The 19,922-nt window shown below is 52.1% G+C and carries 10 protein-coding genes and 2 pseudogenes; 7 read left to right on the top strand and 5 right to left on the bottom strand.

Features of this window, described 5'->3' with window-relative positions; genetic code table 11:
- Nucleotides 1-767: 767 nt before the first annotated feature.
- From HA45_RS12755 to HA45_RS12720, 7 genes and pseudogenes are all read left to right on the top strand, one after another.
- The gene (locus tag HA45_RS12755; RefSeq protein WP_128598944.1) at nt 768-1,094 is read left to right on the top strand and encodes a hypothetical protein; all 327 of its coding nucleotides are present in this window, start codon (nt 768-770) and stop codon (nt 1,092-1,094) included.
- Between the two features lie 2,097 nt (nt 1,095-3,191).
- The gene (gene cscK, locus HA45_RS12745) at nt 3,192-4,118 is read left to right on the top strand and encodes a fructokinase (RefSeq protein ID WP_100702891.1); all 927 of its coding nucleotides are present in this window, start codon (nt 3,192-3,194) and stop codon (nt 4,116-4,118) included.
- Between the two features lie 130 nt (nt 4,119-4,248).
- A pseudogene (locus HA45_RS28670) lies at nt 4,249-5,805 on the top strand (carbohydrate porin).
- A gap of 66 nt (nt 5,806-5,871) precedes the next feature.
- A pseudogene (locus HA45_RS12735) lies at nt 5,872-7,241 on the top strand (sucrose-specific PTS transporter subunit IIBC).
- Nucleotides 7,241-8,650, top strand: coding sequence for a sucrose-6-phosphate hydrolase (locus tag HA45_RS12730; protein ID WP_100702888.1), 1,410 nt, complete (start codon nt 7,241-7,243; stop codon nt 8,648-8,650). Before HA45_RS12735 ends, HA45_RS12730 begins: the two are co-directional and overlap by 1 nt.
- Nucleotides 8,651-8,679: 29 nt before the next feature.
- Nucleotides 8,680-9,696: a substrate-binding domain-containing protein gene (locus HA45_RS12725; protein WP_100702887.1), complete on the top strand. Its 1,017-nt coding sequence runs from the start codon at nt 8,680-8,682 to the stop codon at nt 9,694-9,696.
- An 865-nt stretch (nt 9,697-10,561) separates the two neighbouring features.
- The gene (locus HA45_RS12720) at nt 10,562-11,602 is read left to right on the top strand and encodes a glycosyltransferase family 4 protein (protein WP_244563441.1); all 1,041 of its coding nucleotides are present in this window, start codon (nt 10,562-10,564) and stop codon (nt 11,600-11,602) included.
- Between the two features lie 348 nt (nt 11,603-11,950).
- Here HA45_RS12720 and HA45_RS12715 read toward each other — a convergent pair whose 3' ends face one another.
- The 5 genes from HA45_RS12715 to HA45_RS12695 are packed head-to-tail and all read right to left on the bottom strand — an operon-like array spanning nt 11,951 to nt 19,901.
- The gene (locus tag HA45_RS12715; protein ID WP_100702885.1) at nt 11,951-14,140 is read right to left on the bottom strand and encodes a TonB-dependent siderophore receptor; all 2,190 of its coding nucleotides are present in this window, start codon (nt 14,138-14,140) and stop codon (nt 11,951-11,953) included.
- Between the two features lie 25 nt (nt 14,141-14,165).
- Entirely contained in the window at nt 14,166-15,491 is a 1,326-nt protein-coding gene (locus HA45_RS12710; protein ID WP_100702884.1) for a lysine N(6)-hydroxylase/L-ornithine N(5)-oxygenase family protein, read from the bottom strand.
- Complete coding sequence (gene iucC / locus HA45_RS12705) at nt 15,488-17,188, bottom strand: IucA/IucC family protein (RefSeq protein ID WP_100703068.1); 1,701 nt, start codon at nt 17,186-17,188, stop codon at nt 15,488-15,490. The genes HA45_RS12710 and iucC overlap by 4 nt, the downstream gene beginning before the upstream one ends.
- Nucleotides 17,189-17,211: 23 nt before the next feature.
- Entirely contained in the window at nt 17,212-18,159 is a 948-nt protein-coding gene (locus HA45_RS12700) for a GNAT family N-acetyltransferase (protein WP_100702883.1), read from the bottom strand.
- Nucleotides 18,159-19,901 (bottom strand): IucA/IucC family protein, encoded by a 1,743-nt coding sequence (locus HA45_RS12695; protein WP_100702882.1) that lies wholly within the window; start codon nt 19,899-19,901, stop codon nt 18,159-18,161. The genes HA45_RS12700 and HA45_RS12695 overlap by 1 nt, the downstream gene beginning before the upstream one ends.
- Nucleotides 19,902-19,922: the final 21 nt, after the last annotated feature.

Below are 19,922 nucleotides of genomic sequence, written 5' to 3'. Positions count from 1 at the left end.
AGCCTGCCTGGCTGTTACCGGGACTCTGTCATCTTTAGGCATTGATCATTCCTGGGCATACCCGCACAGATAACTGACTTTTGCACCAGGGAAATTAAGAGCGCGATAAAAAGATATAAGACCCTGTTTCATGTATTACGAAGGGTGAGGTCATGTTGCTCCAATAGGAAATTGGATTCATCAGGAAAAGATGTATTCGGCGGCTATAACCTGTTGAATGTCATGAGGTTCAGCCAGGATAAACGTAGCCTTCCCCATAACAGGCGGGCATACATATGTTTTGCCGAATTCAGTTTATGCATCATCAGATATTGCAGCGCTTTTCTGACACCTGAGTGAGTGGGTTAAACGAAAACCTGAACGCGAGTAATAAAAAACTGGAAGATAAATAAAATGCCTGAGAAAAAATTTTCCGATAAGGCACTGGCTTACTCTGAGGGTGTCGACCCCCAATGAACCGGTTCCGGTTATGACTGCCGTAATCAACCACTCAGAGTCATCAGCGACAGGTAAAGCACGCTTTGCCGGACTGAAGCTTAATAATTCGTCAGTCGTGCTCTGTAAAAACTGGTTCGATTATGCGCTTAAGGCATACACTCATGACATGACTGACGTCATCCTGGAAAATCTGTACTGACCCTATGATATTTAAAGCCGAATCAGGACACATCTGAAGCTCAAACCAAACTTACTAGCAGGTGATGTCAGACTTGCGGTTAGCTATGAAAGTCACTCCGGCCTAAATGCAATCATATGGAGAGAGACCGATGAAAGCAGTACTTGAAGCAGGTTGCGTTGCCCTGGTTATTGACTCAGTAAATCCTGAAAATATCGGTAAATCTGTTAAATTACTCAGTTGGTGCGAGGCTGGAGAGCTGTTTAATGCACCTGACGGTACCTGCGGAAGAATGCCTGAAAACACAGGTGGGTGGCTATGCGCTGGTGAAATTGTGTGTGGTGGAAAAATGTCCGTCTCGATGCGGGATTTCAGACGTTATGGATGGTGCGTTTTCCCACCTCAATACCTCATGCCAATGAACGGCGACCCTTTTGTTCATTTTTATGACTGTCATAAGGAGCTGTGTAATACCTGATACGCGGGAAATACTGAAAGCGACAAACTGTTGAAAATGCAACCAAGCTATAAGACCCCCACGCCTTATCAGTAGTGGTGATGCAACGATCGACAGAATGCACTGATAGAATGACTTGCAGCAGAACCAGGCAGAAGAGATTACAAAAATAGTAAAACTCAAAAAGAATGAAACGGATCGTAAAAGCTCACAGCAGGATCAGTGAATTAACCTTACAGCCCGTTAATCACCTCTTATTTAAAGCTCAACGAATCCATCCGTATACAGGTCGGTGGTATACTTTCGCATCAGTTCTGGACGAAAGGTGGGGGAATAAAATCCATAAAAAATTCACTTAAAGAAAATAATTCGGGCGACTCACTAAAATAGACAGCATGACCTCTGACATATTCCTTGTAAGGTCGTGAGTAAAGCGAACAGAGCACTGCCAGTTTGAAAGTCCCATAGTAGTCAGGCGAGGGCACTTTGTAGTTGCTATCAATCAATGTCAAAGTTATCAGATATCACTGATGCTGCATGTTCAAATGTGCTGTTCAGAACGCCAAACTCAGAACATTATGCTTTTAATGAGTGCAATTTACATGTCTTTATGCACAATATGTCTTATTTTACACCAATTAAGAACTTTCCCAGTTTAGGATTTGTCTTAGTAACTCCTGTGACATTTTTGGAGTAAGGGGTCTTGAAAAACATAAGAAGAAAGACATGGATAATGGTTTTTTTATTTTGTGTTTTATTTTGGGGGTTGGTATTTACCGCTATCACTTTTGCCAATGAGAACGGTAAGAACAAACCAGTAGCCCAGGTAAACGGGCCCACTAAGCTCATTGATATACAAAAAATAAAGCAACTTAAGCTCAACGATAAGCAAAAGAAATTCATCGAATCGCTTATTGAACCCGCTGATAAAAAAACAGATTAACATCTTAAGCCGCGCTGCGGCTTTTTTCGTGTACACAGTAAGCGCTGGCATACCCGTTCTGGCTCTCCACCGATACCAGCGAGTAACAGCCTCCGATTGTTGCTGCGGGGGGGCATTGTTTATGGCATAGGCAATACCCGGCGGGGAAGGATGGCGCTAAAGAGAGGGTGAACGAACCTTCGCTGTCAAAATTTAACTGGCGCTTCACACGACTGAAATCCACCCGAAAAATGGATAAACACATGATGTATTTTGAAAATATTCAAATCCTTCTCACTCATGTATTGGGCCTTTTCATTCAACCGCCCCTGAAGGTGGCATCGGTTTACATCCTTTAAAGTTGAACTCTAAGCCCGAATCTTTTCAAAATACGCCCGTTTTTCATAATGCGCACAACTATGAAGGTTGGAATTTATCATCAGCGGCATCACTAATCCTGACGAAGGGTTCCAAATTTTCGATATACTTACTGATGAAAAACGCCGAACCAGCTAACATTAAAGTGCAAGCGAGGTGTCAGGATGACGCCACCTGGTATCAGATGGCCCGGTTTTCTTCCGGGCCTTTCTGTCGCAACCTTTGTCAAAGCTAAATTAAGTGATTCCTGAATTTCCGGCGCAGTTTCGCCGCGCCAGTGCGACTGGACACACAGTGGCGGTTGACCGGACGCCGGCACAGTCGGGATGAAGCCTCGATCGACAGCGGGGATTTCTTCTGCAGGCGGTGAGGTCAGCCCTCATATCTTCCGGTAGTCTCTTCGCTTTCTCCTGTGATATTTTTTACTCCCGGGAAGGTCGTGTCCGTTAAAACTGGCAAGGTAAGAGGGGCAAGCGTTTAAGGCCTGATGCTGGCCAGCACTGTGTTCAGCCGTGACTTTTCGGTTGCGCCTTCCTGAGTCATCTGATGCTGTACCGTCTGCATCTCATCTCATCTCATCTCACGACGCTTAAGCTGCTCTCATGACGTACAGTTATTTTATAGGGTTCAGAGTCAACAGCGACGGTCAGGCGAACATGGGTGACCATGTTATGTATGTGGCGCTGATAGCGCTATCAGTCAGAACCTCGTGGTGAATATTTCAAAAGTGGCTGCGGGCACTGGCGGCATAATACGACTTTAATGCATAATCGTGATTGGTAGCTAAAACGGTTTAGCAGAGGTCGAGGAGAATGACGATGAAGCGTGTTTGGTGTCTGGGCGATGCGGTAGTTGATTTATTACCTGATACGGATGGGCGCTTGCTGCAATGTCCGGGCGGCGCTCCTGCAAATGTAGCGGCAGGTGTTGCACGCCTTCGCGGTAACAGTGGCTTTATTGGGAGAGTAGGAAGCGATCCCTTCGGACAGTTTATGAAAAAGACATTGCAGCAGGAGAATGTTGATGTCTCTTACATGCGAACAGACCCTGCGCAGCGTACCTCAACGGTCTTGGTATCGCTGGACAGCGCGGGAGAACGCACATTCACCTTTATGGTTCGACCCGGTGCAGACCTGTTCCTTGAAATTGACGACCTTCCCGATTTTCAACCGGCAGAGTGGCTGCACTGCTGCTCAATCGCGCTGCTGAAAGAGCCTTCAAGAACAGCTACGCTCACCGCCATGCAGCGTATACGGAATTCAGGGGGCTTTGTCAGTTTCGACCCCAATATACGTCTGGATCTGTGGCCTGAGAAAGCTGCGCTCCGACATTGCATTGATCAGGCGCTACAGCTGGCGACTGTAGTGAAACTCTCTGAAGAGGAGCTGATATTTATAACGGGTTGCCCGGAGGTGGATGCTGGTATTGCGCTTCTTGCGAAGCGCTTACCGGTTACCTTACTGCTGGTAACCCAAGGCAGCGCCGGCGTGCGCGGCTGGCACAACGGTACGCTGACTCACCATCCCGCTAAAGCGGTCAACAGCGTGGACACCACAGGAGCAGGCGACGCTTTTGTTGCCGGCCTGTTATGGGGACTGGCGCAGTATGGCATGCCAGCTGATGGTGATCAGCTTACGGATCGTCTGCAGTGTGCTCAGATCTGTGGCGCACTGGCGACCATGGCCAAAGGAGCTATGACGGCTCTGCCTGACTATCAGCAACTCCAGGATCACCTCTCCCGATAGAACGAACCCTTCATGTTTTGCGACTTACTTCACATCAACTAAATCGGTTTAGCAAAATCCGTTGCGCTTTCAAAATTGGGGCAACTATGATGCAGGGACTAAACCGGTTTAGCAAAACTACAAATAGTTGATGACAGCCTTACCTCTGGAATGCAAAACAGTGAATAAAACCCTAATTGCCTTAACCCTTAGTACGTTATTAGCTGCTGACTCAGCATGGGCGGCGCCCGATACTCAGAGTATCGAAGCACGCTTAGCGGCAATGGAAAAAAGACTGGCCGCGGCTGAACAGCGTGCCAGTGCAGCGGAATACCGTGCGCAGGCAGCGGAAAACCAGGCGCAAAAGCTGGCCACTGCACAGCAGCAGAACCCTGGTATTAACGCCAGCGTCGTGCAGCACCCTGTCAGACCGGAGCAGAACAAGGCCATCGGTGGTGACAGCGGAGAAGGTGAATTTGAATTTCATGGATACGCCCGCTCCGGGTTACTGATGAACAGCTCTGCTGCAAAAACGCAGGGTGGTCCCACCGTTACCCCTGCTGGTGAGACCGGCGGTCACACTGGTCGTCTTGGCAATGAGCCGGATACCTACGTTGAACTCAATCTCGAACACAAGCAGGTCCTGGCCAACGGTGCCACTACCCGTTTCAAGGCGATGCTGGCCGATGGTCAGCGAACCTATAACGACTGGAGTGCCGCCAGCAGCGATCTCAATGTGCGGCAGGCGTTTGTGGAGCTCGGTCAATTACCCACGTTTACCGGTGCGTTCAAAGACAGCACCGTCTGGGCTGGTAAACGCTTTGACCGTGACAATTTCGACATTCACTGGATCGACTCCGATGTGGTGTTTCTCGCCGGCACCGGCGCGGGCATCTACGACGTGAAGTGGGGCGATGAAGTGCGTAGCAATCTGTCAGTTTACGGGCGCACTTTTGGTGATATCGAAAACAATGAGAATACCGCGCAAAACTATATCCTGACGTTGAATAACTTTGTTGGCCCGCTGCAGATGATGGTGAGTGGGATGCGCGCAAAGATAACAATGCACGTAGTGACATTGAGGGCAACCGCGTCAAAGGCGATGCGGCAAACAGTGGTTTGCATGGATTGATCGGCCTGCACAGCGATAGCTTCTATGGCCTGCGTGAAGGCTCCGCGAAAACTGCGCTGCTCTACGGTCATGGACTGGGTGCTGAAGTAAAAACTATAGGTGCCGATGGGGCACTCCTGCCAGAAGCGGATACCTGGCGCCTTGCAAGCTACGGAATGACGCCGCTCGGTGGCGGCTGGCATATCGCCCCGGCGCTGCTGGCGCAGAGCAGTCAAGATCGATACGTCAGAGGCGACAGCTATGAGTGGCTACCGCCAACCTGAGGCTGATACAGGAGATCACGCAGAATTTCGAAATGCAGTATGAGGCTCTTACCAGTACATGGACCTGCGCCCTGAAGGCTACAACAACCGCAGCGCTGTCAGCGGTAACTTCTATAAACTTACCGTGGCGCCAACGCTGAAAGCTGGTGACGTGGGCGAATTCCTGAAACGCCCGGAAATCCGCCTGTTCGCCAGCTGGATGGACTGGGATCACCGCCTGGACAACTACGCCAGCGATGACGCCTTTGGCAGCAGCGGCTTCAGCGCCGGTGGCGAGTGGAACTTCGGCGTGCAGATGGAAACCTGGTTCTGATTATGCGGCCTCCGCCGGGGGCCATGTTTCTCACTGATGGCATAAAAACGAAAAACTGAGGTCATTATGGATTTTGAACACATCTCCCGCGCGCTACTGCCGCTGCTCGGGGGCGGGAGAATATTGCCAGTGCAGCACACTGTGCAACACGACTGCGACTGGTACTGTCAGACGATGCAAAAGCGGATACCGTCGCGATCGGCAAAATAGACGGTGTGAAGGGATGTTTTCGCAACGCAGGACAGCTGCAGGTGATCTTTGGCACTGGCGTGGTGAACAAAGTCTATGCTGCCTTTATTCGCGAAGCCGGTATCAGCGAAGCCAGCAAGTCAGAAGCCGCTGACATCGCCGCGCGTAAACTTAATCCTTTCCAGCGTATTGCGCGTCTGCTGTCGAATATTTTTGTACCCATCATTCCGGCTATTGTGGCATCTGGCCTGCTAATGGGCCTGCTGGGAATGGTAAAAACCTACGGTTGGGTGAATCCTGATAATGCGCTTTATATCATGCTGGATATGTGCAGCTCGGCGGCCTTTATCATTCTGCCTGTCCTGATTGGCTTCACCGCCGCGCGCGAGTTTGGTGGCAACCCGTTCCTCGGCGCTACGCTCGGTGGCATCCTGACTCACCCGGCGCTGACGAACGCCTGGGGCGTGGCGGCCGGATTCCACACCATGAACTTCTTCGGTATAGAAGTGGCGATGATTGGGTATCAGGGCACCGTATTCCCCGTACTGCTGGCAGTGTGGTTTATGAGCGTACTGGAGAAACAGCTGCGCCGGGTCATCCCGGATGCGTTGGATCTGATTCTGACGCCATTCCTGACGGTGATTATCTCCGGCTTCGTTGCGCTGCTGGTCATCGGCCCGGCTGGACGTTTATTGGGGGATGGAATCTCTTTTGTGCTCAGCACGCTGATTGCTCATGCTGGCTGGATGGCAGGTTTACTGTTTGGCGGCCTTTACTCGGTGATTGTCATTACGGGTGTGCATCACAGCTTCCACGCGATTGAGGCTGGATTACTCGGTAACCCCTCAATTGGCGTTAACTTTTTGCTGCCGATCTGGGCAATGGCCAACGTGGCTCAGGGGGGGGCCTGCCTGGCGGTATGGTTCAAGACCAAAGACGTGAAGATTAAAGCTATTTCATTGCCGTCCGGTTTCTCCGCGCTACTTGGCATTACGGAAGCAGCCATTTTCGGTATTAATCTGCGCTTTATGAAACCGTTTATCGCTGGACTGGTAGGCGGTGCACTGGGCGGAGCCTGGGTAGTTTCCGTTCATGTTTCAATGACCGCCGTGGGGCTGACCGGTATTCCGGGTCTGGCCATCGTGCAGGCAAGCTCACTGCTCAATTACGCCATAGGTATGGTTATCGCGTTCAGCGCCGCGTTTATCCTCTCTTTCCTGCTCAAATACAAAACGGACGCAGACTAATGAACTCCTCAGCATTGCTCTCCGCCATTCTGCATGCCGTGATGCGCGGCCAGCCAAAAGCGATTAGCGACTCTTACTATCCCGGCTTTCATCTTGCCCCGGTGACCGGATTACTCAACGACCCTAATGGGTTCATCCACTTCGCCGGACGCTATCACCTGTTCTATCAGTGGAATGCGCTGGGCTGTCAGCATCAACATAAGTGCTGGGGCCATTGGAGCTCGGGCGATCTGGTGCACTGGAAGCATGAGCCAATTGCGCTGATGCCCGATGAAGAGTATGACCGCAGCGGCTGCTACTCCGGCAGCGCCGTCGATAATAGTGGCGTGCTGACGCTTCTCTACACCGGCAACGTCAAGTTTGACGATGGTTCACGCACTGCCTGGCAGTGTCTGGCCGTTCAAAATGAAGCGGGCGGTTTTGATAAGCTGGGGCCGGTTATCCCGCTACCGGTTGGGTATACCGGCCACGTCCGCGATCCAAAAGTCTGGCAGCATGCTGGTCAGTGGTATATGGTGCTGGGCGCACAAAATAACCGGAAGCAGGGAACAGTGCTGCTGCTACGCTCTGCGGATTTACTTCACTGGCGCAATCTGGGTGAGATCGCAGGCAGCGGGCTGAATGGACTGAAGGATGCCGGGTACATGTGGGAGTGCCCTGATATGTTTACCCTTGATGACACGACTTTCCTTATCTGCTGCCCGCAGGGTATTACGCGTGAGGAACACCGTTTTCTTAACGCGCATCCTTGTACGTGGACCGGCGGCGATCTCGATTATGCAGCTGCCAGTTATGCGCACGGATCACTGAATGAACTGGATGCAGGTTTTGAGTTCTATGCGCCACAGACCACGCTGAGCGCTGACGGGCGGCGCCTGCTGATTGGCTGGATGGGCGTGCCGGACGGTGAAGAGATGCGCCAGCCCACCATCGCGAATGGCTGGATCCATCAGATGACCTGTGTCCGGCAGCTGGAGACGCGGGAGGGGCGAATCCTGCAGCGGCCGGTAGCAGAGCTGAAGGCGCTGCGTGGAGAAGAATATCACTTTCAGGGGCGGGCAGCGGAGGCGCCGCTGATAAGCGCGCAGCGCCTTGAGATACTGATTGCGGCACAGGGTAAAATCACGCTGGATTTTTCCGACACCTTGCAGCTGGAGTGGCACGAGGAAGGATTACGCCTTGCCCGGCGCAGCCTTGAGAGCGGTGAGTGGCAATACCGATACTGGCGGGGCGCCGTCAGCCATCTGCAGATTTTGTGCGATCATTCCAGCGTAGAGATCTTTATCAACGATGGAGAGGGCGTAATGAGCAGCCGATACTTTCCTGCTCAGGCGGCGCAATTAACCCTGATCGGAGACGCAGAAGTAGAAGCACGCTACTGGCCGTTGCGTCACACCGTGATAGAATAAGTCATTGTTTCATTGACTGATGCACTGACGTGAGAAAAACAAAACGCGTTACCATTGCTGATATAGCCTCGCTGGCGGGCGTTTCTAAAGCGACTGCCAGCCTGGTGCTTAACGGGCGGGGCAAAGAGCTACGTGTGGCAAAAGAGACGCGGGAACGTGTGCTTATGCTGGCGCGCGAACATCATTATCAGGCCAGCATCCATGCGCGGCTGTTGCGTGATAATCGCAGCCATACTTTGGGGCTGGTGGTCCCAGAAATAACCAACTATGGCTTTGCGGTTTTTTCTCATGCGCTGGAAAACCTGTGCCGCGAGGCGGGCTTACAGCTACTGATTTCCTGTACGGATGAAAATGCTGGTCAGGAGCGGGTCGTGGTGGATAATTTAGTGGCGCGACAGGTCGACGGACTGATTGTGGCGTCCAGCATGCTTAGCGACAGCGATTACGTGAAACTGAGCGAGCAACTCCCGATCGTATTGTTTGATCGCTATGTGGATGATACACAGCTGCCGCTGGTAGTGACGGAAGCTGTGACGCCAACCGCAGATCTGGTTGAGCGACTGGCCCGTACCAACCCCGATGAAATCTATTTCATCGGCGGACAGCCCCGTCTTTCACCTACCAAAGACCGTCTTGCTGGCTTTATGCAGGGGCTGGAGAGAGCAGGGGTCACACCGCGCCCGGAGTGGATCATTCACGGCAACTACCATCCCAGCAGCGGCTATGAGATGTTCGCCGCGCTCTGTGCCCAACTGGGGCGTCCTCCGAAAGCTATATTCACTGCGGCCTGCGGCCTGATGGAAGGGGTGCTGCGCTACATGAGTCAGCACCACTTACTTGACAGTGATATCCGCGTGGCCAGCTTTGACGACCACTATCTCTATGACTCGCTTTCTATCGATATTGATACCGTTAAGCAGGATATTCCTCGTCTGGCGCAGGAATGCTTTTCTCTGGTAACGTCGCTCATTGCTGGCGAAGAGCCTGACTTAACCCGGCGTTTTCTCTCTGCGACATTGTGTTTACGTCATTGCGAACCCAGTTAAAGTGCGCGGTTTGTGACTGAAGATAGTGGCGCAACGCTGCTTAAATTTCCGGATAATGTTAAAGTCGGCATGTTAATCTCACTACCTGAGACAACGTTGCCGCATATTTTCACTGCGCTAAAATGACAATTCTTCCATTCTACGAACTCCAATGTATTGTTAAATCCCGATGACGTTATCAGTTATGTAGAGCCCCAGCCCAGGGGTAATTTCAGCTCGTGAGGCATAAACACTCCCGGAGTATCGCCAGGGCGATCTGAGCAGGAAATCATCATTAGCCCAGACATGTTTCACCTTCAATTCGTGCAGGTGTGAAATATCGTCGTATGCGCCATTTTCAGATGGCTTCCTGCCGGAAAAGCATCCAATCAGATCTATCTTAAACGGCGTGTATGCCACGCGCTTTTCACCTCGTATGCAATAGCGGATACCGCTGTCTCCACGGGCTGTTAAAGCAGACGAGGGATAAGGATTGAGTTACGGTAATGTTGCATCCCTGCACAGCTATAATGCAGAAAAGAATCAGTACCAGAATTTTCTGAAAAAACTGCCTTCATTATTAACCCCTTTATCTCACACAAGCCCGGCACCCGGATGTATAGAGGTATGTCAGACTATTCACCTGGCACAAGTAGTTCTCTGAATCTTTCCTGAATGTGAAGCCGCGGCTGGCAAATTTTCTTAATCTGATCAACAGTCGCATGTAGATATCTTTACATATAAGAAGGTTAATTTACTTATCGTCCAGCTTTTTCCACGTACGTTTCACGCCGGGGGGAAATATGAAAATCATTGTAGGGGGTACAGGCTACCCTGAAAAAGAAACATCCTCACTGACAATTCGTATCACTATCTCGATCATCGCATGAGAAATGTCTGGACCTGGATGAATGCTATAAGACAGAGATTACTGCGCTGGAATAAGCTGTTTCTCTTTCGCCCGGTCCCATTCCTTTCCCCCGTTGATGCAGATATCACCCATCTGTTTAACGAAGTCGCAACCGGGTCGGGCAACTGGGTAGCCACCTTTGAAACGGAGCTGCCCCGAGTCCTGCCAGTCAGGGGGATTGAGAAATTTAAAAATCCCGAACTGACCCGTGAGCTCAGGTATGTCAGCTCCCCGCATTGCAGAGGTATTATCGCCATATCCGAAGCTACACGGCAGATCCAGCTGCAGTTACTGGAGCACTTCCCCACTGAGCGGGCTGCCATTCTGCCTAAACTATACGTTATGCACCCGCCTCAGCCGGTTCTGCAGGAAAGAACTGCGGCGCGTGAGGAAGGCCTTCTCACCTTTACTTTCGTGGGAAATGAGTTTTACCGGAAGGGGGGAGCTGAAGTTGTGCTTGCCTTCAGTCAGTTGTTCAGGGAAGGGGTATTAAGCGTGAGCAACGTACGCGTCAATATCGTGGGGGACACCGGCCGGACGCATAACTTAGCGCACGGGGATTTTCAGGACGACACCGTATTTCGGAAGAGTATTGAATCAACGCTCAGCAAAATTCCGATCTTTCATCCTTTCACCTCTCTGGCTAATAGCGCGGTGCTGGAACTTATCCGATCCACTGACGTTGGACTGCTGCCCACATGGCAGGACACCTACGGTTTTTCCGTCCTGGAAATGCAGGCCTGCGCCTGCCCTGTCATCAGTACGAACGTCCGGGCGCTCCCGGAAATTAATCCGGACGAAGCCGGTTGGATGATACATTGCCCGCTGAACAAATCGCTGGAGATAAGCGTAAAGTCTTCGGGAGAGAAAGAGCACCTGCGTAATATCATTATTGAACAGCTTAAAGCGTTTGTTGTGAATATTATGAATAACAGGGAGTTGCTTCAGAAAAATCTGCAGGGGCGATCAGTCGCATACGCACTGAGCACGATCCCGTTCTCTTTCAACAACGGCTGAATGCCATTTACAGGGGGGAAATAACGGAGTCGTAAAGTGAATGAAGCGTGACTGCTGAGGTGCAACGACATGGGTGCTTGCAGCGGCAGCCCTGGTGCTGTTACCCCCCTGGTCTCAGGGTCTTCAGGGCACAGATAATATTGACCCTTACCCATAATCCTGCCCCACTCAGAAACAAAATTCAGGCATGATACACTCTCATCTGAGCGGAGGTTTTGTCGATGAAAAAGTCACGATTCCCCGGAGAGCAGCTTTACTTCAAATGAAGCAAGCTGAACCTGGAAACATGATGACAAATCAATAAGGTTCAGGGAAGCGGTCAACAGCGTTCTGATGACCGCTTTTAAGTCAAAATACGACCGAATAGTTCAGACCAAATGTCCTGCCACGACCCTTATAGGTGTAAAGCCCGGCATCACCATAGGTTGGGCTGTACAACCCTGGCGCGCGCTGTCCCCATGCCGTGGTGTAATCCTTGTCCAGCAGGTTCTCCACGCTGAAGCTGAGTTTGCCCACCGGCAACGCGTAGCTTCCGAGGAAATCAACGGTGTTATAACCGTTAATTTTCTTGCCATCGGCATCGGATACGTCGAAGGTTTGCGTGCTTTGTACCCGCAGATTCCAGTCTCCCGGTGCCCAGTTCAGCCAGGCGCTGACTTTCGACGGGCTGGCGCTGTCAATGGTCAGCTTCTCCCATTTTCCATCAACGCGCGTTTCTGATTTGATGATGTTGAAATTCGAGCCGGTGCTCCATTCACTGTCATTGAAGAAATAATCGACCTGACCCTCAACGCCATAAATTCGTCGCTTATCGTCGTCAAGGTTAATGGTCATGTCGGTTTTATTAATGCTGATGGTTTTATCCGACAGTGAATAATACGCCGCCAGCTGGGTGCGCAGATTATCACCGGTATAACGCCAACCCAACTCGTAGGCATCAACCTTAATGCCATCCAGTTTGGAGTCATTCACGTTGACGCTGTTGAGCAGGTTGTAATGCCCGTTAGCCAGCTGATAAGTGCCTGAGCCGTAATATTTCGCCAGATCCGGGATCTCAAAGCCCTGTGAGAAGTTGAACCATACCTGCTGGCGCTCGGTAATGCGGCCCAGTATTCCGGCATTGAACAGCAGGTTATTATAGCTGGTTGAGCCGCCCGGCACGGCATCCGCCGAGGTTGCCCGGCCGGTGGCAATGGCTTGCTGCTGGGCATAACCAACAAAGTCATCCACTTTGTTTTTCGTGTACTGGTAGCGCACACCACCGCTCAGGGTGATGGCATCAATGTCATAGCTGGACTGCAGGAAAGGGGCGAGGTTGGTGATGCTGTAGCCCGGATAACGGCCAACATTATAGGCGTTTTCCAGCGTCATGCCGCCGCTGTGCGCCGCGGTGTTCAGATCAAAGAACTGCTGGTTGGCATCGAAGGTTTCATGCTCAGCGTCCACACCATAGGTGAGCGTCAGGGCATCGACGGGTTTGCTGTTGAGGGTCAGTTTTCCGCCGTATAAATCCGTTTTCTGCTGTGAAGCGCCAATACTGGTGACCCGACCACCGCTGAGCGTGGGGAAGGGGTAGAAGGTCAGGTTTTCATCACGATAATAAATCTGCGCCACCAAATCCTGACCGAGGAAATCAGTGTTGGAATACTGCAGGTTAATCAGGTGGCGTTCTGTGCCGGGCAGGCGATCGGAGTTGAGATTACCTGAGTTGTAGGCATTGCCCGAACCGGTCACGGCCGAGAAGTTCTCGCCCAGATACAACCCATGCTTACCGTCTGATTCACTCTTAAAATACTGCGTGGTGAGCTGCAACTGCTGGTTTTCATCAATGTTCAGCGTTCCGGTGCCCATCACATCCAGGCGATCGGAATACTGCAGCCCGGTCTGGGTATTATCAATGATCACCTCATCGCCTTTGCCATCATACCAGCCGCCATAACGCTGATATGCCACGGAGAGGCGTCCGGAAGCTTTTTCATTGCCTCCGCTCACGCCAGCCGCGATGTTTTCGTCATGATCGTTATGGCTGTTGAAGCCGCTCTTAGCGCCGGTTTGCAACTCAACTTCGGTGCCTGCCTGACCTTTTTTGGTGACGATGTTAATCAGGCCGCCGGTGCTGCCGCCGCCGTAGAGTGAGGTCGCGCCGGAAATCACTTCGATGCGCTCGATATTGAACGGATCGATGGAATCAAGCTGACGGCTGTCGCTGCGTGATGAGTTCAGACGCACGCCGTCCACCATTACCATCATGGAACGGCCGCGCATATTCATACCGTAGTTGGTTCGCCCCTGGCTGCTGACATCCATGCCGGGAATGAGTTGCGCCAGGACTTCCTTCAACTCCTTACCGCCCTGAACCTGCTGCTCGATTTCAGCCTGCTCAATAATCCATGTGGTCTGCGCCATTTCTGCGACGCTGCGATGGGTGCGGCTGGCGGAGACCACCATCTGGTCTTCCTTTGGCTCTTCAGCCCAGGCGCCGGAAGAGAGCATGGCGAGCAAACACGGTTTTAAAACCCAGAGATACGGCTGTTTCATTTGTTATTTTTTTCCGATGAAGTGTTCAATACTGAACTGAATGAACGGGTCGTTGATGTTCCTGGCCAGGGACATCTGGCTGCTGTGTACGCCACTGGATAACGCCAGGTGTGGTCGCCAGCTCGAAGGGTTCATCTGGATGCGCGCGATTGAGAATGCGTGCGGCACGCCATGCCATCAGGCTGAGTTGAGGTTCCGCAATGCCCAGGCTTTGCATCCCGGCATTGACGGCGAAAAGGCGGTTGTTCTGCGGCCCGTCCCAGTTGAGCGTGAAATCGGTGTTAATCTGAAAGCTTTCATCCCGGTCCAGCTGCAGCCTGTGTGCAATGGGCGCAAGAAAAGCAGGGCGAGCCGGACGGTACCCGGTAGCAAAAATGACCACATCGGTGGCCAGATACTCTTCACCATGATCGAGTTGGTGACAAAGCGTGAGTTGCTGTTGACCCTCTTCCTCTGCAATATGGGTGACGGAACGGGACGGCATTAAATTTGCCCAGGGCTTCTCACGCAAAACTTCAAAGCGGTGATACATCGCCCTGTAGATAGCGAGCAATGACTCAGTGGTAATACCGTCAGACGTCATTTTTTGTTCGCACAACATTTGCTGGCGAGCGCTTTCGCTTAGGGTCGAGAAACTCTCGAGATATTCCGGTGTGAAGTACTCATTGGCAAAGGCGGCTTCATCCAGCGCATTGAAGTTATTTCGACGCGAAACCCAGTTCAGCGCGGCGGGCTGGCCCCATTCGCCGCGGAAGATATTCAGAAACAGATCGGCCCCGCTCTGACCACCGCCGACAATAGTGACGCGTTTGCCCTTTAAATCTGGTCGGCGAAGCATCATCTCGCTGGCGTGGAAGCAGCGTTCGTTCTGTTCTGTGACACAGTCAGGCAGATTTGCCTGTTTCCCAATGCCTAAACACACATGACGCGCCTGGTAACATTCCTGGGCAGTTTCAATGGTGAACAATTGAGCTTCGTGATTGAAATTCACGCGGGTGACTGACTGGTTGAACGCCAGATTGCTAAGTCGTGTGGCCGCCCAGGCGAGGTAATCAGAAAACTCCTCGCGTGATACTGTGCGTTGCTCTGTGGTCAGGAAACGGTAGAATTTTTTACGCTGCACCAGATAGTTAACGAAGCTATAGCGATTTGTTGGCTCCACCGCGCTCACCAGATCTTTAAGAAAACTGGTTTGCATGGCGCAATCGGGCACCATCATGCCGGGATGCCAGGCGAAATCAGGCTTGCGTTCGAGAAAAAGGGAGGTAAACCCTTCCAGTCCTTCAGCCAGTGCGGCAACGCTCAGGTTGAATGGACCAATGCCAATGCCTATAAAATCGTACGTTTTCATTTATCTGACTCCCTGGTGACCAGATAGAGGGGGTTATCAAGATTTGTTAGGTAATTCGGTAACATGCGGCTACCGCCGTCATGCTCAGAAAAAGTGAGCTTCACCGGATTGAGGACCACACGGATGATTTGCGGTTTAAACAGGTTGAACAGCGCAAAGCGCTCTGCCATTGCTGGGTGCTGTGCCATATATCGTTGGAGAACATCGGCCAGAATCCGGTAAAAACGCGTTTCACTGATGCCAGACTGCAGAGTCAGGCGGGAGATAAAGCGCAGTACGGTGACAAAGTGTCCCGTCTGCAAGTCATGGATCAGGTATTCTGCGCTGAGTCTTGCCGTCACCTCTTTGACGGGTTCAGGCAATGACGCTGCTTCCGGAAATGTTTTGTCGACCAGTCGCATATCGCCCTGGAAATCCTTGAGCAGAATGCGCTGCGGAATGTTGTCTTTCATCACCAGCGTGACATTCTGCCCATGTGCAATCAGCGCGACGCCATAGCGGCACATCAGATGATAGAAGGGGATCACCACGACTTCGAACATCCGACTCAGCCAGCTTTCTGCATCCAGCGTTGAGCGTGCTACCCACGCTTCTATGAGCGGGCGTCCGGTGTTATCCGTTTCCATCAATGCTGCCATCAGCACTGCCTGTTCATCCTGTTGCAGATAGCAGGAGGGGTTTTCTCGCCAGATGACACCCAGCATCTCCTGATACCGATACGGTGCTTCAGTCAGTGCGGCATAGCCCCCATGCGCCAGATACCCCGCGGCAGGTTCCGCCAGTATTTGCGCACCAGAAGCACGCAGCGTTTCATCTCGTGCAAATTGCTGCTTTAACCAGCCTGACGCCAGTGGGCCTGCGGCTATGTATTTACCCGGAATGCCGCGATAGCAGGAGGTGTTATAAATGGTCAGCGGCAGTTTGATATCAAAACGCACCGGGCGGCTTACATTGGTCAGCGTACGGAGAGATTGCTGCGCCAGGTAACTGTCACCAAATTCCCCCAGTTCAATCATTTCGCGTCGAGCCAGATAAGGCAGGAAATGAATGGCGATTTTTTGCTGCCATTGCCAGGGATGAACGGGCACGGCTATCCAGTGTTCATCGAGGCGCATTGCGTGCCACCGTTGATGAAAGCGCTCTAATTCGGCGTCATCCATGGCGCTGGCCTGCAATGCTGCGATATCGCAATCTTCATCGTGGCTCCAAACGAATTTGTCCCGTTGCACAGCAATCCAGTGCAGACGAAAACGGTTCCGATACTCCGGTGCATAGGCATGCAGTGCATCAATTCCCCATCCGCGACGCCCTTTATTGAAAATGAACTTAGGATGCCCGCCTAGCAGGCATTGCAGTTCATCGGAAGGTAAATCAATCAGGTCTTCGGCGGTCATCGACTGTCGTGCTTCCAGAAGTTGTAAATCACCGCGCAACGTTGCGTAGAGGTCCTCTAAATGCTCAGCCGTCTGGGCATCGTTCATCTCCAGTACCCCGGCAAGCTGATGCAGCAGGGCATCGGCTTCGGTTGGACCGCCACTGAGTGAGCCAGGATCGATATGAAGCCATCCCCAGATGCCGCGACTTGCATCAAATTCCCAGCCAACGTTGCCAACAGAAATCGTCCAGCGACCTGGGCTCTTTTCGATGGCATGCAGCGCATGTTCGTACTCGAGTTCGGCGAGAATTTTGGCGATCATCTCGCGATTAACCTGCCCCCAGCTCACAAGCCGACCTCCTTAAAGAAATGCGGGCGTTCACTCATCACCAGACGGGAACGTTTATGGGGAAAGTCGAACTCTTTTAGCGTCTGGTAGCCGGCAACAGGCAGATGCCGGAACAGACGCTGATTGTCATAGCGCGGCTCAGCTACCACGCGTTGGGTACGTGGTTCGTCGAGATAAAGATAGTGCGTCAGTCCGCGCAGCCAACTGCGGATATGGTGCGCGCCCCGCCACGTTTCTTCACCTACCAGCATGTGCAATCCGCGATCGTAGGGCTGCCAGCGATAATGGCGGCCAATGCGATCCTCTGCTGCCCAGTAGGCTTCAAAATAACCAAAAGGCTGATCGTCGAAGCAGCCAATCAGCGGATAGCAGTAGGGTGAGTCGAGTTGTTTATGCAGGTAAGTTTCCAGTTCTGGCTGCGGTGCCGCCATCTCCCAGAAAGCATTGACACGGGGTTCGTTCATCCAGCGAGTCAGGCGCGCGCCGTCCTGTATGACATCCGCCACGCGAAAACTGAGTGTTCGCTTAATTTGTGGATCGTAACGGCGATAGACCTCGCCTTCTGGACGTGCCGGACGCACGGGATAATACAGCTGGCGTTCCTGTTCAAATTGCATTTTGCCGCTGGCGACCTGGTGCTCGCCACATCGCCAGAGTGGTAACTGCCAAAAGGCTTCACGAGAGAAGTAGTCGCCGTTGATTGCGTCAAAGAGCTGCTGCGCCTGGGGTTCGTGTTGCCACTGTTCCCAGGGGAGGTGAATACCTTTGAGGTGCGGCGCAGCAACCAGCAACTGATCGATGGTATCGACAAGCCAACCGGACGGAATAGACGTGACAAGCGGTAACGATGCGCTGTTATCCAGCCCGAGGAGCAACGGTAAGGCATGTCCGGTAAGTGTGCAGTGAAATCCCTGATTTGCATGAACAATATTTGCCTGTGACATCACGCATTCTCCCTGTAAAACGGATTATGGAAATCGAAGTAGATCACTGCCGGATCGACGATGGTGTTCTCGTTGTAATCGTGGAGGTAGCAATGGAAGTTGCCTTTGCAGTTCCAGTGCTGGCTATCCAGCACGTAATCGAGCGTACGGGTATCGCTAACGATCTTCCGTAATGCCGCCAGTTTGTCGCGGACCTGTTCCATAAGGAGATGCTCTGTGGAAAAGCCAGCAGCACTGAGTGCTGCAGTGACGGCAAGCGTAGAGTTCACTAACAGGTAATAAGGGAAGTAGCGCAGCACCTGATCCTGGCTGAAGCGGTTTTCCGCGTGGGCTTCCTCAATCTCAGCAAGCCAGTCGCTGGCATTCTCTGTAAAGCCACTTCCCTGGCAGTCGCGATACAGTAAGCCGATGGGGAGGTCTTCCTGCATTTCCACCAGGATATTTTGCTGATGCGCCAGTAACACCAGGCCGAAGTTGGCTTCGGTGCTGAAAAGGGGAAGCAGCACGTTATCGCAATAAGCGTTTAACCAGCATTGCGCCGCTTGAGTTAATGATAATCCCAGCCTGATGCTCAGCCTTCTTACTGCCGCGGCCAGCAGGCTATCACCCCCGTCAGGCGCCGCCTGTGTCAGACTGACCAGCACATTGGTCTGTGTTTCCGGCATGTCGAAAAGCAGGTTTACACGAAGTGCCATCAGACTCTCTTCCTGGATGGTGCCCTCAACATCCCGTAACCCGGCCCAGCCATCTTCCTGCATGACCCTCATCGTGGGATGTTGCAGCTGCAAAGTCTGCCAGCGCACTGTCCTCGACAGTCGAGCAAGGCGCATTCCCCGTTTTACCTCTTTGACTGACAGGGTCCGCACAGAGTTGGTCAGACGAACGCTGAGCGAAAACTTGATCATGTCGTTGCTGACGGGTGAATAAAGTGAGCGTGATGAGCTGGTGGGAAACCAGCGGCTACCGGCTTCACCTAAATCCACCACTACGCCGTGAATGACCAGCTGCTGACACCAGGATTGCGATAGCAAATGCTGCGCCTGCCAGGGATGCATCGGCAGCAACCAGTGTGTATCAGTGAAATGGGGTAGCAGGCCCGGTGCATTCTGAGCGGTAAAGCGTAGTAGCCTGTCACGTAATGTTAAACTAAGGCTTTCACCGGCAACGTACTGGCACTCAACAGATAACCAATGCAGCGGGAAGCTTGACCCAAAATCAGGAAGGTAGCGTTGTGCCTCTGCTTCAGTGAAAGGCTCGTGCGATTTTGGCGCAGGATGGAACGCGTGCCCCACCAGCAGAGCCTGTTCAGCGTCGGAGAAAGTAAGAGGTTTTAGCCGTAATTCACACCAGCGATGACGAAATTTTATTGCTTGCCAGGTATTGTCATGGCTTGCAAGGACGCGCTGCTGAAACCGCTCGATGGCGTTACTCTTCAATTCCATCCGGATAGCAGGTTTTTGCAGAATCATTGACACCCAGGTATCGACGTTGACAGGTTCACCCTCAGGGGACATCTGGCTAATGAGTAGGGCAGGAAACTGGTACTGATGATGCTGAGTTGGAGAAAAATAGCGCAGTGGAAATTGCAGGGAATGAGATGACGAAAGCGGGAGGTTGATGTGTTCTTTTTGTCCGGGAGGAACCTCCGACACATGCCTCCAGTCACGTGTTTCCCGGAAAAATGCATTAAGAAAGCACTGTGCCGCCACGTCTACATCCGACGTCTGGGATAGATGATTCATAAGAGAATCTCGCAGATCAAC

The organism is Pantoea rodasii, from assembly GCF_002095465.1.
Lineage (GTDB): Bacteria > Pseudomonadota > Gammaproteobacteria > Enterobacterales > Enterobacteriaceae > Pantoea > Pantoea rodasii.
The sequence above is the reverse complement of the archived record's forward strand: the minus strand, read 5'-3'. Positions and strand labels throughout refer to the sequence as shown.

Excerpts from the sequence above, each read along its gene's own strand:
- iucC (WP_100703068.1), bottom strand. The coding sequence starts at position 17,188 with ATGATCGCCAAAATTCTCGCCGAACTCGAGTACGAACATGCGCTGCAT.
- HA45_RS12715 (WP_100702885.1), bottom strand. The coding sequence starts at position 14,140 with ATGAAACAGCCGTATCTCTGGGTTTTAAAACCGTGTTTGCTCGCCATG.
- HA45_RS12695 (WP_100702882.1), bottom strand. The coding sequence starts at position 19,901 with ATGAATCATCTATCCCAGACGTCGGATGTAGACGTGGCGGCACAGTGC.
- HA45_RS12730 (WP_100702888.1), top strand. The coding sequence starts at position 7,241 with ATGAACTCCTCAGCATTGCTCTCCGCCATTCTGCATGCCGTGATGCGC.
- HA45_RS12710 (WP_100702884.1), bottom strand. The coding sequence starts at position 15,491 with ATGAAAACGTACGATTTTATAGGCATTGGCATTGGTCCATTCAACCTG.
- HA45_RS12720 (WP_244563441.1), top strand. The coding sequence starts at position 10,562 with ATGAGAAATGTCTGGACCTGGATGAATGCTATAAGACAGAGATTACTG.
- HA45_RS12700 (WP_100702883.1), bottom strand. The coding sequence starts at position 18,159 with ATGTCACAGGCAAATATTGTTCATGCAAATCAGGGATTTCACTGCACA.
- HA45_RS12755 (WP_128598944.1), top strand. The coding sequence starts at position 768 with ATGAAAGCAGTACTTGAAGCAGGTTGCGTTGCCCTGGTTATTGACTCA.
- cscK (WP_100702891.1), top strand. The coding sequence starts at position 3,192 with ATGAAGCGTGTTTGGTGTCTGGGCGATGCGGTAGTTGATTTATTACCT.